This window comes from Phreatobacter sp., assembly GCF_016793595.1.
Classification (GTDB): domain Bacteria; phylum Pseudomonadota; class Alphaproteobacteria; order Rhizobiales; family Phreatobacteraceae; genus Phreatobacter.
This window is the reverse complement of the sequence record NZ_JAEULY010000004.1, coordinates 293,939-306,079: the sequence shown is the minus strand read 5'-3', so window position 1 is coordinate 306,079 and position 12,141 is coordinate 293,939. Positions and strand designations below refer to the sequence as shown.

The window sequence follows — 12,141 nt, the reverse complement described above, 5'->3', positions numbered from 1 at the left end:
GCGGCTCCCCGTCGTCGGTGTCAAGAACGGACCGCTTCCGGTCCGTGCCTGATAGCTGCGGCTTGCCCCTTACCGGATCGGGTAGGGATATTGCTGGCCGCCCTGGCTCCACAGCGCGTTGAGGCCGCGCGGCAGGCCAAGGCGCGAACCGGCGCCGACATTGCGGTCGAAGACCTCGCCGTAATTGCCGACATGCTTGATGATCCGGTAGGCCCAGTCGTTGGGCAGGCCAAGCGCCTCGCCGAACTTGCCGTCGAGCCCCAGGAGCCGGCGGATTTCCGGGCTGGTCGAGGATGCCTTCAACTGATCGACATTGGCGCGGGTGACGCCCATGTCCTCGGCATTGAGCATGGCGTAGTGGGCCCAGCGGACGACGGCCGTGAAGTTCTCGTCGCCGCGCCGGACCGCCGGTCCGAGCGGCTCGCGCGAGATCAGCTCGGGCAGGATCACGAAGTCATTGGGATTGGCGAATTTCAGGCGCTCCGCCGCGAGGCCCGAGGAATCGGTCGTGAACGAATCACAGCGGCCTGCCTCGAACGCCTTCACGCCCTCCTCGTTAGTCTTGAAGCTGACCACCTCGTATTTGAGGTTGTTGGCGCGGAAATAGTCCGCGAGATTCAGCTCGGTCGTCGTGCCCTGCGTGACGCAGATGGTCGCGCCGTTGAGCCCCTTGACCGAGGTGACGCCCAGCGACTTGCGGACGATGAAGCCCTGCCCGTCGAAGAAGTTGATCACCGGCCAGGCCATGCCCATGCCGGTGTCGCGCGCCATCGTATAGGTGGCGTTGCGGGAGAGCATGTCGACGTCGCCGGTCTGCACCACGATGAACCGGGTCGGCGTGGTGGTCTGGACGAAGCGGATCTTGGTGGGGTCGTCGAAGATCGCCGCCGCCACCGCGCGGCAGAGGTCGACGTCGAGGCCGAGCCACTGGCCCTGGTCGTTCTGATAACCGAAGCCGGGAAGGCCGGTATGGACGCCGCAGGTCAGGAACCCGCGCTGCTTGATGCGGTCCAGCACGTTGACGGTCTGCGCCTGGGCAGCTCCCGCCACAAGACCTGCAAGCCCGATCAGGGCCGCAGCGATTGTTTTCTTCATGATTGTTCTCCTCTGGAACTGTTCAGGCGATGTCCTGAAGGCTTGCATCGACGGCCTCCGCCAGCCGGTCGACGATCACGTCGATCGTTGAATGATCGACGATGAAGGGGGGCGCGATGAGCACGTGGTCGCCGTGGACGCCGTCGACCGTGCCGCCCATCGGATAGACCATCAGGCCGCGCGCCATGGCCTCGCGCTTGATGCGGGCGTTGAGCTTGTGCTTCGGGTCGAAGGTTTCTTTCGTGCCGCGATCGGCCACCAGTTCGATGGCCTGGAACAGGCCGCGTCCGCGTATGTCGCCGACATGGTGGTGATTGCCGAAGCGCTCGTTGAGGCGGCGGGCGAGATGCGCGCCCTGAGCCTTCACATTGTCCAGCAGGCTGTCGCGCTTGATCACTGTCTGCACCGCGAGCGCCGCGGCGCAGGCCAGCGGATGGCCGAGATAGGTATGGCCGTGCTGGAACATGCCGGAGCCGCTTCTGAACGCATCGAATACCCGGTCTGCCACCAGAACCGCGCCGATGGGAGCAAAGCCGCCGCCGAGGCCCTTGGCAATAGTCATCAGGTCGGGCGCGACGCCTTCCTGCGTGCAGGCGTGCAGGGTGCCGGTGCGGCCCATGCCGCACATGACCTCGTCGAGGATCAGCAGGACGCCGTGCCGGTCGCAGATCTCGCGCACCCGCCTGAAATAACCCGGCGGCGCGGTGATGCAGCCGGCGGTCGCGCCGCCCACCGTCTCGGCGATGAAGCCGATGACCGTGTCCGGGCCGAGCCTGATGATCTCGGCCTCCAGCTCCTGCGCCAGCCGCTCGCCATACTGCTCCGGGCTCTCGTCGGCCCGCCGGCCCCGATAGTCGAAGGGCGCGGAGACGTGGTGCGTCTCGATCAGCAGCGGCGCGAACTGCTTGCGTCGCCACTCGTTGCCGCCGACCGCGAGCGCCCCCAGCGTGTTGCCGTGATAGCTCTGCCGCCGCGCGATGAATTTCGTCCGCTGCGGCTGGCCGATTTCCACGCAGTACTGGCGCGCCATCTTCAGCGCGGCCTCCACCGCCTCCGAGCCGCCGGAGACGTAGTAGACATGGCCCATTCCGGCCGGTGCGTCGGCGATCAGCGTCTCGCCGAGCTGTTCGGCCACCTTGGTCGTGAAGAAGCTCGTATGGGCATAGGCGAGCTGGTCGAGCTGGGCGTGCATCGCCGCCAGCACGTCCGGATGGGAATGTCCGAGGCAGGAGACGGCCGCGCCGCCCGATGCGTCGATGTAGTCGCGACCCTCGGCATCCCTGATGGTGACGCCCTTGCCGCTGACGGCGGTCGGATAGTCCTGGGCGATGGAGCGGTGAAGGATGCGCGTCATGGCTTGCGTCGTCCGGATGAGCGGGAGGGGGGAAGCAGATAGGTGTCGAAGGCGGCGAGCTGGGTCTCGCTGGCCGCCAGCGCGTCGAGAGCGGGCTGGCCGCGCCGCGCCGCGACCAGCGCGCCGAGACATTCGACCGCCGCGAAAGCCGGCGTCATCGTGTGGAAGAAGGACGGCGTCTCGGTCCGAGCCAGAACGACGGCGTCGGCGAGCTTGGCCAGCGGCGACAGGGCGCTGTCGGTGACGGCGGCCACCCGCGCTCCGCGGGCTTTGGCGAACTTCGCGGCCTGCACGGTCAGCCGCGTATAGGGGTTCACCGAGACGCAGAACAGCACGTCGCCCGGACCCGTCTCCCGCAGGGCATCGATGCCGCGCCCGCCGGCGGCGTCGGCGAGCACCGAGGCCTCGCCGATGAGCTGGCGCACATAGTCGAGCATGAAGGCGGCGGGAAAGGCCGAGCGCAGGCCGAAGCAGATGACCCTGTCGGCACCCGCGATGAGCTCCGCCGCCCGCTCGAGCCTCGCGATGGAATCCGGGCTCGACAAGGCGCCGAGATGGTCGCGCAACGCCGCGAACATGTCCTGGGCGAGCGCCGCGTCACCCTCTTCGTCGCGTCGCGCGATGAGTTCGGCGGCCCGGCCATGGAAGCTCTCGGGCCGGTGCCGGATCGACACGGCGAACAGCCGCCGCAGTTCCTCGTAGCCGGACAGGCCCAGCCGCTGGGCGAGGCGGGTCAGGGTCGCCGGCATGAGCCCGGCGCGACGCGCCTGCTCGCGTGTCGTCAGGAGCGCGACATCGGCCGGATGATCCAGCACCCACCGCGCCGCCTGCCGAAGCTGTTCCGGCAGGTCGTCGAAGCTTGCCGCCAGTCTGTCGCTGAGCGTCGCCTGATCCATGCGCAGCAAGCTAGCAGGCTCGCGGCAGAATGAAACACCTGTTTCACATTATCAGGAACGATACGAATGTTTCGTAGCGAAGGGGCGTCCCTATTGCGGCTCGATGCCGGCTTCCTTCACCAGCGCCACGTAACGGGCATATTCGGTGTCGATGAAGCGGGAGAACTCGGCCGAGTTCAGCGCCTCCGGCTCGAAGCCGAGATCGCCGAGGCGGCCCTTGAACGCATCGGACATCGCGACCTTGCGGATGCCGTCCTCCAGCGTGGCGATCACCGGCGCCGGCATGCCGGCCGGGCCCCAGACGCCGTACCAGGTGTCGAGGTCGATGCCGGGAAAGCCGAGCTCGGCGAAAGTCGGGACATCCGGCAGGTGGGGGCTGCGTGTCTTCGCGCCGATCGCCAGCGCCTTGACCCGGCCGCCACGGATCTGCGGCAGCGCCGAGAGGATCGGGTCGAGGAAGGCCGAGACGTGGCCGGCGACGAGGTCGTTCACGGCCGGTCCGCCACCGCGGTAGAGCACCAGCGGCAGCTTCACGCCGGAACGCAGGCGGAACAGCTCCGTTGACATGTGGCCGGCCGAACCGAAGCCGGAGACGGCGAAGTTCATCTTGTCCGGCTCGGCCTTCGCCTTGGCGATGAACTCGGCCAGCGTGTTGACGCCGAGCGAGGCAGGCACCGAAAACACCACCGGCCCGCGCGCCACCTTGAAGATCGGCGTGAAGTCCTTGATCGCGTCGAAGCCGGCCGGCTCCTTGCGCGTCAGCGGGTTCACGATGTGGATCGAGGCGTTGAAATAGAGCGAATAGCCGTCCGGCGGCTGCTTGGCGATGTAGCCCGCCCCGACCACGCCCGACGCGCCGGCGCGGTTTTCGACCACGACGCTCTGGCGCAGCTCGCGCTCCAGCCCTTGCGCCACCAGCCGCGCGACCGAGTCGACCGGCCCGCCCGGCGCATGCGGCACCGTCATGGTGATGCCGCGGGAAGGGAAGGCGCCCTGCGCGCCCGCGCGCGTGGAGGCTGCGAGCGCGCCCGCGCCCGCGAGGAAAAGACGGCGGTCCATGGAATGCTCCTTCAGGCGGCGATCGCCGAGACGGGCTTGATGCGATAGCCGTAGCGCTTGTCGAGGCCGAGCTCCTGGATGACGCGCACGCCCTTGGCCAGCGCCTCGCCCTCAAGGTTCGTCAGCGGCCGGCGCAGGTCGCCGACCGGCAGGCCGACCGCCTTCATCAGGCTCTTCACCGCCACCGGGTTGATGGCCGAGTAGGTGTAGTGGAGCAACGGCAGCAGCCCGAGATAGGCGTTTTTGAAGCCTTCGGCCTCGGCGTAGCTCGTCCAGGGCTTGGAAATGGTCGCAAGCTCCGCCGGGGCGAGATTGCCGGTCATGTTGGCGGTGCCATGTCCGCCAAGGCTCATGGTCGGCACGACGAGGCCGAGATTGGGGCTGTCGCAGCACATGACCGAGACGTCGGTGCGCGCCGCGAGGATCTGCGCCACCTGGCCGACCCGCGTCGTCGATTCCTTGTGAACCACGTAGTTCGGATGCTTGAAGATGCGGATCAGGTTGTCCCAGTGGAGGTCCGTCTTCACCCGCGGCGGGTTGTTGTAGATGCCGAGGGGCAGGTCGGTGGCATCTGCCACGTCGAGGAAAAACCGCTCGATGTCGCTCTCCGAGCCGCAGATATAGGCCGGTGCCGCGAGGATGCCGCCATCCGCGCCCGCATCCTTGGCGAATTTCACATTGGCGATGGTCGTGTCGGTGTTGTTGCCGGTCAGGCCGTAGAAGATCGGCATATCAGCCGTCTTCATCTTCGCGGTCTCGACGATGATCGCCTTCTTCTCCTCGGGGGAAAGCAGCGAGGTCTCGCCGGTCGAGCCCATGATCAGGATGGCGCCGGTGCCGTTTTCGCGGTGGAAGGCGAGCAGTTCGCGGAAGGCGCCGAAATCGACCGCGCCGGTGCGGTCGAAAGGCGTGACCAGCGCGACAAAGGAGCCGGTGAGGAGTTTGGCTGGGGCGGACGACATGGCAACCTCGAAGAAGTGATGGGCGATGGTTCGCCGCAGGCTTGCACGAGTCAAGCGGATGCTGCACGGCAGCACGCATGCATGGGCGGCGTGTCCGGCGGGCGTGGCGTTCGGCCGCATCCCCTCCGGCGCATCGTCGCGGCCCGAAAAGAGCCGCGGTCTTTACCCCTTGTTCACCATGACGGGGCTTGATCAACTGGCGGTCAGGCGCGCACGGATAGTGTCGCGCCTGATGGTATTGGCGGGAGGAATGGTGGCTTTTCCGGCGCTCGGGCGGCAATTGGCGGCGGTTCTGCTCGCGACGCTCGGCGGCGCGGCAGCTTCCATCGCGCCCGATTCCGCATGGGCGCAGGCCGGCGGCATCTGCGGCCAGATCCGCGCCCAGATCGCCAGGCTCGATTCCGCGCCGTCCGGCGGTGGAACCAATCGGCGCTTTGCGGTGGCCGCGCAGCGCCAGCGCGCCGAGATCGCGACGGCCCAGGGTCGCTATCAGGCCGCCGGCTGCGGCGGTTTCTTCCAGAGCGGCCAGTGCTCGGCTCTCGACGGGCGCATCCGGCAGATGCGCGCCAACCTCGCGCAGCTGGAGGCTCAGGCGGGCGGTGGCGGCATGGAGACGGCCGGACGGGCCCAGCAGCGCGCGCGCCTGCTCGCCGCCTTCGACGCCAATGGCTGTCGCGGCGGCGGCTCCGATACGCGCCAGGCGCAGCCGGGGCGCGAATACCGGACGCCGGATTACGGTCGGCCGCAGGCGGCCTATCGCGCCGAGCCGTCGGCGGGCTTCGGCGGCTTTATCGAGCATCTCTTCGGCGCGCGCCGCGAGCCCGCGCGCGGCGAACCGAACTATGTCGAGCCGGTGCCGGAGGAAACGCTCCGCCCGGAGGATCCGGATGGCGAACAGCGGCCGCGCAATGTCGGCCACCGCGCGGTCTGCGTGCGCCTCTGCGACGGTGCTTTCTTCCCCATGACCTCCTCCGCCCGCCCCGGCGCGACGCTCGGTCAGGAGGAGATGTGCCAGATGCAGTGCCCGGGCGCCGAGGTCGCGCTCTACCGGATGCGCGACGACCAGATCGAGAATGCAGTGTCGATGAGCGGCAGCCCCTACACGGCGCTGCCCAATGCCCTGCGCTTTCGCCAGCGTTTCGACGCGGCCTGCACCTGCCGGCCGCGCAACGGTTCATGGGCCGAAGCCTTCTCGCACCGGCAGGATCCGACGCTGAGGACAGGCGATCAGGTGATCTCCGCCGAGCAGGCGCGGCTGCTTTCCATGCCCGCGGGGCAGCGGCAGGCCGCCCGCGAGGAGTTCGCCGCAGCGGAGCGCGCGCGCCGCGAGGCCGAGCGGCAGGGCAGGGCCGATCGCTCGCGCGCCTCCGACGGCCGCCCGCGCGGCACGATCGGGCTCGACGGCCGCATTCGCCCGGCCCCGGCGGCGGAGGCGGCGGAAATCCGTGGAGCCGCGCCCGCCGCCGAGCCGGCAACAGAACCGCCGGCCGACGAAGCGCCGCTCGAATTGGAGCGGCGTCCGGTGCGGATCATCGGGCCGCTGCTCGCGCCGCGCGCCGATGCGCCGGTCGCGCCGAGCGGCGGCTGACAATTCCTCGATCCCTGACCTGCCGGCCCCCCAATGGACTTCCTGACCCACCTTCTCGTCTGGCTGGCGCTGATCGCGTCCGGCCTCTGGCTCGTCTCGTTCTGGCCGCGCTGGGTCGCCGCCGACCTCAATCTTCCCGAACGCGCCTTCCTGCTCAGACCCTGGTCGCGCGGCCTTGCGCCCTATGCCGAGCGCTGGCCGCTGATCTCCTGGGGCTTCTACGGCTATCTCTGGAAGCGGGGACGCGGGCTGGAGTTCGTCATCGCGCTGATCGTCTTCTATATGATGTCGCGGGCGGCCAGCGCCTTCTTCAAGACCGCCGCCGCCGTTGTCCGCAGCCAGTCCTGACGGCCGTCTGGACGCTGCCCGGCCAATAGGGCAGAAGGAATTGGTTGCAAATGCAACCAATCGATATTCCGGGAGCCGCCCTTGGACGCGCCGAGGTTCCAGTTCGCCTACCGCCGGTCGCCTGACCAGGATCGGGCGGAGGCCGCGCGCCATGCCGTCGTCGTGGTCGGCGCCGGGCCGGTCGGCCTGTCGGTCGCCATCGACCTTGCGCTGGCGGGTGTTCGCGTCGTCCTGCTCGACGATGCCGACCGGATTGGCGAGGGCAGCCGCGCCATCTGCTTCGCCAAACGGACGCTGGAGATTTTCGACCGCCTCGGCCCGGGTGACGAACTGGTCGCCAGGGGCGTGACGTGGAAGCGGGGGCGGGTGTTCCTCGGCGACCGCGAACTCTACGATTTCGACCTCTTGCCCGAGACCGGCCACAAGATGCCGGCCTTCATCAACATCCAGCAATATTATGTCGAGGCGGCGCTGGCGGCGCGCGCGGGCGAGTTGTCCGACCTCATCGACATGCGCTGGCGGAACAAGGTCACGGGCATCGCGCGGGACGCTGATGGCGCGCGCCTGACCATCGAGACACCGGACGGTCCCTATGCGCTGGCCGCCGACTGGGTGATCGCCTGCGACGGCTCGCGCTCGCCCATCCGCGCGCTGATGGGCCTCGACTTCGCGGGCGAGGTCTTCGACGACCGCTTCCTCATCGCCGACGTGAAAATGACCGCCGACTTCCCGACCGAGCGCTGGTTCTGGTTCCAGCCGCCGTTCCATGCGGGACAGTCGGCGCTTTTGCACAAGCAGCCTGACGATGTCTGGCGCATCGACCTCCAGCTTGGCCGCGACGCCGATGCCGAGGTCGAGAAGCGGCCCGAGAATGTCGTGCCGCGCATCCGGCGCATGCTGGGCCACGACAATTTCGCGCTCGAATGGGTGTCGGTCTACACATTCCAATGCCGCCGGCTCGAACGCTTCACCCATGGCCGCGTCATCTTCGCGGGCGACGCCGCCCATCAGGTCTCGCCCTTCGGCGCACGCGGCGCCAATTCCGGCGTGCAGGACGCGGAGAACCTCGCCTGGAAGCTGGCTCTGGTCCTGAAGGGCGAGGCCGGGCCGGGCCTCATCGCGACCTATGATCTGGAGCGCGGCGCGGCGGCCGACGAGAACATCATGAACTCGACCCGCGCCACCGACTTCATCGCGCCGCCCTCGCCGGGCGAGGTGCGGCTGCGCGATGCCGTGCTCGCGCTTGCCGCCGGGACCGGCTTCGCCAAGCGCATGGTCAATTCCGGCCGCCTGTCCGTGCCGTCGACCTACGACACGCCGCTATCGACGCCGGACGGGGCGGAATGGGCCGGCACGGCCCGCCTCGGCGCGCCGGTGCCGGACGTGCCGGTGGAGCGGCCTGACGGCGGCAGGGGCTATCTCAGCGAGCTGGTGGACGCCCGGTTCACGCTGATCGTCACCGGCGAAGCGCCGGAGCCGGTCGCGGGCTGCGCCATGCTGATGGCGTGTCGTGATTTCCACGATGCCGAGGGGCTGTTCGCGGCCCGTTTCGACGCGACGCCCGGCGCGGTCTTCCTGCTCAGGCCCGATGGTCATCTCGCGGCGCGCTGGCGCGCCTTCGACGGCAGCGGGATCGCCGCGGCGCTTCGTCGGGCAAAAGGATTCTGACGTCAGGGACTTGGGCCGGTATGCCCAAGTTGAATCAGATCATCAGGTCGGCCCCAGCGGACCTGAATCGAATTGTGAGGAACAGCAATGACCGGCCTCGACACGACCTCGCGTTTCGCCGACCCGGATGCTGCCTTCCGCCTGCTGGTCGAGGCGCAACGCGGGCTTTCGGCCGATCAGAGCGCCGAGCTCAACGCGCGCCTCGTGCTGATCCTCGCCAACCATATCGGCGATGCCGGTGTGCTGGCCGAGGCGATTGCTCTCGCGCGCGGCGCCGGGGGAGCGAAACAGCCCGGCGGAAACATGTGACGGCGGCAGGGGTCGTCGGCGTGAAACGGCGACGGGGCGAACCGGCGGCGCCGGCCTGCTGCTCGCGGTCCCCAGACCCCGGAACGTCAGGCGCTGATCGCTGTCAGCCGATCGTCGAGCGGCCCGTCAGCCAGGGCGTCACCGCCATCCACGGCCGGTCCAGCACCGTGCCGTGGACGGGCCGGTCTTCGCGCGCGAGCTTCATCGGATGGATGTCGAGCAGCGGCAGGCTCGGCCCCGAATAGTTCTCGCTGACCAGCAGGCCGGATTTGGGCCCGCGCACCAGCACCGCATCCGAGGGCGCGGACGAGAACATGGCCTCGTTCGGCGAGCGCTCGCGCCCGACGAGCCTCGTCTCCTCGAAGGCGACGGTCGCGCCGTTGTCGGCATGGACCAGATAGAGCAGCGGCAGCTTCTCCGCCTCCTGGAAGCCGATTGCCTCGACGAAGCGCCAGCTTTCCTCCTGCACCTCGCCTTCCGCGATATCGGCCATCAGCGCCCGGCGGAGCGCGCTCATCCGGCCGCGGCGGGTCATGACGCGCCAGGCGCTCATCGCGGCCCAGCCGCCGAGCCAGAGCAGCGCCGCCGCGAGCCATGTGCGGTCGGTGCCCAAGGCGATGCCGGTCGCGAATTGCAGCATCCAGGCGACGAGCAGCGCCACGGGGCCGATGAAGAGGAGGGTGATCGCCCCGAGGCCGAGTCCGGAGCCGACCTCGGCAAGGTCGGACTGCGCGTCATGCCGCAGGCCATCCAGCGCCTGTTCGAGCACGGCATGCTCCGACCTGTCCGCGGGACGGCGGTAGGACAGCGACAGCGGGCGTTCTCGTGTCTCGACCATGCTCTGCCGGTCCGGCGATCCGTTCTTGCCTTCGTTCATTCCGCCGCGGCGCGCGGCGGCAGTGTGCTCATGGCACCATTGTGGTCGGGCGAATCCGGGGCAGCCTCCTGCGACCGCGCGGGTATGCCGCGATCGAGCCCGGCGATCTTCTCCTCTGCCTCGGCAGCCTCGCGCTGGCGGTTCCACAATCCGGCATAGAGGCCGCCCTTGGCAAGCAGGTCCGCATGCGTGCCGCGCTCGGCCACCCTGCCGCCGTCGAGGACGATGATCTCGTCGGCATCGACCACCGTCGACAGGCGGTGCGCGATGACGATGGCGGTGCGGTTCTCGGCGATCCGGTCGAGCGCGCCCTGGATCTCCTGCTCGGTATGGCTGTCGAGCGCCGATGTCGCCTCGTCCAGCACCAGGATCGGCGGCGATTTCAGCATGGTGCGCGCGATGGCCACGCGCTGCTTCTCGCCGCCCGAGAGCTTGAGGCCGCGCTCGCCGACTTCGGTCTCGTAGCCCATGGGGCTGCGGCGGATGAAGGCGTCGATCTGCGCGAGGCGGGCGGCCTCCTCCACCTCCGCGTCGCTGGCATCCCAGCGGCCGTAGCGGATGTTGTAGCGGATCGTGTCGTTGAACAGTACGGTGTCCTGCGGAACCATGCCGATGGCCTGGCGCAGCGACGACTGGGTGATGTCGCGGATATCCTGTCCGTCGATGGAAATGCGCCCTTCGGCGATGTCGTAGAAGCGGAACAGCAGGCGTGAGATGGTCGATTTGCCCGCGCCCGACGGCCCGACAATGGCGATGGTCTTGCCCGCCGGAACCTCGAACGAGACGCCCTTCAGGATCGGCCGCGCCGGGTCGTAGGCGAAATGCACATTCTCGAAGCGGATCGTGCCGCCGCCGACAGCCAGCGGCTGCGCCCCGGTCCTGTCCTTGATCTCGGGGTTGCGGCCGAGGATCGCGAACATCGCCTCGATGTCGGTCACCGCCTGCTTGATCTCGCGATAGACCATGCCCATGAAATTCAGCGGCTGGTAGAGCTGGATCATCATCGCGTTGATCATGACGAAGTCGCCGACCGTGTTCCGTCCGGCTGCGATGTCCACCGCGCACATGGCCATGCAGATGGTCATGCCGACCGTGAAGATCGCGGCCTGCCCCGCGTTCAGCACGGCGAGCGAGGTCAGCGCCTTGGTCGAGGCCTTCTCATAGCGCGCCATCGAGACGTCGTAGCGAGCCTTCTCACGCTCCTCCGCCGAGAAATATTTCACGGTCTCGTAATTGAGCAGCGAGTCGATCGCCTTGACGTTGGCGTTGGTGTCGCTGTCGTTCATGTCGCGGCGGATGGCGATGCGCCATTCGGTGGCGGCATAGGTGAAGGCGAGATAGGCCGCGACGGTGGCGAGGATCACCACGACATAGCGCCAGTCGAACATCCATAACAGGACGCCGACGATCAGTGCGAGCTCCAGGATCGTCGGCGCGAGCTGCAGGATGATCATCCTGACGATGGTCTCGATGGCGTTGCGCCCGCGCTCGAGCACGCGCGTAAGGCCACCGGTCTTGCGCTCCAGGTGGAAGCGCAGCGACAGGGCGTGCATGTGCTCGAAGGTGATCAGCGCCAGCCGCCTGACGGCGTGCATGGAAACCTTGGCGAACAGGGCGTCGCGCCCCTGCGTCACCAGCGCCATCAGGATGCGGGTGATTCCGTAGGAGGCTGTCAGCGCCACGGGCGCCGCGATGAGCCAGGCCCACCACGAGGTCATCTCGACCTTCGGTGCTGCGAGGGCGTCCGTCGCCCATTTGAAGGTGAACGGCACGACCATGGTGACGAGCTTGGCGACAACCAGCAGCACCATGGCCCAGACGACGCGCGCCTTGAGGTCCGGACGCTCGCCGGGCCAGATGAACGGCCAGAGATGGACGATGGTGCGAGTCAGCGCGCCGCCCTCCGCGGAAACGCGGGCGGCGGCGGGGGCCGCGGTCGGATCGGCGCTGGAGGACAAGTTGTCTGCTTCCCTGGTCGGCCGGAG

11 protein-coding genes are annotated in these 12,141 nt (G+C 68.5%); 4 read left to right on the top strand and 7 right to left on the bottom strand.

Going from position 1 to position 12,141, the window contains the following annotated elements; genetic code table 11:
- Positions 1 to 69 precede the first annotated feature (69 nt).
- The 5 genes from JNK84_RS05535 to JNK84_RS05515 all read right to left on the bottom strand — a co-directional run bounded on the left by JNK84_RS05535 (position 70) and on the right by JNK84_RS05515 (position 5,366).
- Positions 70 to 1,095 (bottom strand): amino acid ABC transporter substrate-binding protein, encoded by a 1,026-nt coding sequence (locus JNK84_RS05535; protein WP_293421385.1) that lies wholly within the window; start codon positions 1,093 to 1,095, stop codon positions 70 to 72.
- 22 nt (positions 1,096 to 1,117) lie between these two features.
- Positions 1,118 to 2,449, bottom strand: coding sequence for an aspartate aminotransferase family protein (locus JNK84_RS05530; RefSeq protein ID WP_293421383.1), 1,332 nt, complete (start codon positions 2,447 to 2,449; stop codon positions 1,118 to 1,120).
- Complete coding sequence (locus tag JNK84_RS05525) at positions 2,446 to 3,345, bottom strand: MurR/RpiR family transcriptional regulator (RefSeq protein WP_293423488.1); 900 nt, start codon at positions 3,343 to 3,345, stop codon at positions 2,446 to 2,448. The genes JNK84_RS05530 and JNK84_RS05525 overlap by 4 nt, the downstream gene beginning before the upstream one ends.
- Positions 3,346 to 3,435: 90 nt before the next feature.
- Positions 3,436 to 4,404 carry a Bug family tripartite tricarboxylate transporter substrate binding protein gene (locus tag JNK84_RS05520; RefSeq protein WP_293421381.1) on the bottom strand — a complete coding sequence of 323 codons (969 nt, stop codon included), beginning with the start codon at positions 4,402 to 4,404 and terminating at the stop codon, positions 3,436 to 3,438.
- An 11-nt stretch (positions 4,405 to 4,415) separates the two neighbouring features.
- A complete protein-coding gene (locus JNK84_RS05515; RefSeq protein ID WP_293421379.1) occupies positions 4,416 to 5,366 on the bottom strand; it encodes a 4-hydroxy-tetrahydrodipicolinate synthase family protein in 951 nt (316 codons plus the stop codon).
- A gap of 250 nt (positions 5,367 to 5,616) precedes the next feature.
- Here JNK84_RS05515 and JNK84_RS05510 point away from each other — a divergent pair, with 250 nt between their 5' ends.
- The 4 genes from JNK84_RS05510 (at position 5,617) to JNK84_RS05495 (ending at position 9,279) form a co-directional block, all read left to right on the top strand.
- Positions 5,617 to 6,954, top strand: coding sequence for a DUF2865 domain-containing protein (locus tag JNK84_RS05510; RefSeq protein WP_293421377.1), 1,338 nt, complete (start codon positions 5,617 to 5,619; stop codon positions 6,952 to 6,954).
- Between the two features lie 33 nt (positions 6,955 to 6,987).
- Positions 6,988 to 7,302: a hypothetical protein gene (locus JNK84_RS05505; RefSeq protein ID WP_293421375.1), complete on the top strand. Its 315-nt coding sequence runs from the start codon at positions 6,988 to 6,990 to the stop codon at positions 7,300 to 7,302.
- A gap of 81 nt (positions 7,303 to 7,383) precedes the next feature.
- Positions 7,384 to 8,970 (top strand): FAD-dependent oxidoreductase, encoded by a 1,587-nt coding sequence (locus JNK84_RS05500; protein WP_293421373.1) that lies wholly within the window; start codon positions 7,384 to 7,386, stop codon positions 8,968 to 8,970.
- Positions 8,971 to 9,057: 87 nt separating this feature from the next.
- A complete protein-coding gene (locus tag JNK84_RS05495) occupies positions 9,058 to 9,279 on the top strand; it encodes a DUF2783 domain-containing protein (protein WP_293421372.1) in 222 nt (73 codons plus the stop codon).
- 103 nt (positions 9,280 to 9,382) lie between these two features.
- Here the strand turns inward: JNK84_RS05495 and JNK84_RS05490 are convergent, their stop codons facing one another.
- On the bottom strand, positions 9,383 to 10,117 hold the full coding sequence (locus JNK84_RS05490) for a hypothetical protein (protein ID WP_293421370.1): 735 nt from the start codon (positions 10,115 to 10,117) through the stop codon (positions 9,383 to 9,385).
- Positions 10,118 to 10,152: 35 nt separating this feature from the next.
- Positions 10,153 to 12,114, bottom strand: a complete 1,962-nt coding sequence (locus JNK84_RS05485) for an ABCB family ABC transporter ATP-binding protein/permease (protein WP_293421368.1) — start codon at positions 12,112 to 12,114, stop codon at positions 10,153 to 10,155.
- Between the last annotated feature and the right edge of the window lie 27 nt (positions 12,115 to 12,141).

What these genes read in the sequence shown, in the direction of transcription:
- JNK84_RS05535 (WP_293421385.1), bottom strand. Translation starts at nt 1,095, where the DNA reads ATGAAGAAAACAATCGCTGCGGCCCTGATCGGGCTTGCAGGTCTTGTG.
- JNK84_RS05530 (WP_293421383.1), bottom strand. Translation starts at nt 2,449, where the DNA reads ATGACGCGCATCCTTCACCGCTCCATCGCCCAGGACTATCCGACCGCC.
- JNK84_RS05525 (WP_293423488.1), bottom strand. Translation starts at nt 3,345, where the DNA reads ATGGATCAGGCGACGCTCAGCGACAGACTGGCGGCAAGCTTCGACGAC.
- JNK84_RS05520 (WP_293421381.1), bottom strand. Translation starts at nt 4,404, where the DNA reads ATGGACCGCCGTCTTTTCCTCGCGGGCGCGGGCGCGCTCGCAGCCTCC.
- JNK84_RS05515 (WP_293421379.1), bottom strand. Translation starts at nt 5,366, where the DNA reads ATGTCGTCCGCCCCAGCCAAACTCCTCACCGGCTCCTTTGTCGCGCTG.
- JNK84_RS05510 (WP_293421377.1), top strand. Translation starts at nt 5,617, where the DNA reads ATGGTGGCTTTTCCGGCGCTCGGGCGGCAATTGGCGGCGGTTCTGCTC.
- JNK84_RS05505 (WP_293421375.1), top strand. Translation starts at nt 6,988, where the DNA reads ATGGACTTCCTGACCCACCTTCTCGTCTGGCTGGCGCTGATCGCGTCC.
- JNK84_RS05495 (WP_293421372.1), top strand. Translation starts at nt 9,058, where the DNA reads ATGACCGGCCTCGACACGACCTCGCGTTTCGCCGACCCGGATGCTGCC.
- JNK84_RS05490 (WP_293421370.1), bottom strand. Translation starts at nt 10,117, where the DNA reads ATGGTCGAGACACGAGAACGCCCGCTGTCGCTGTCCTACCGCCGTCCC.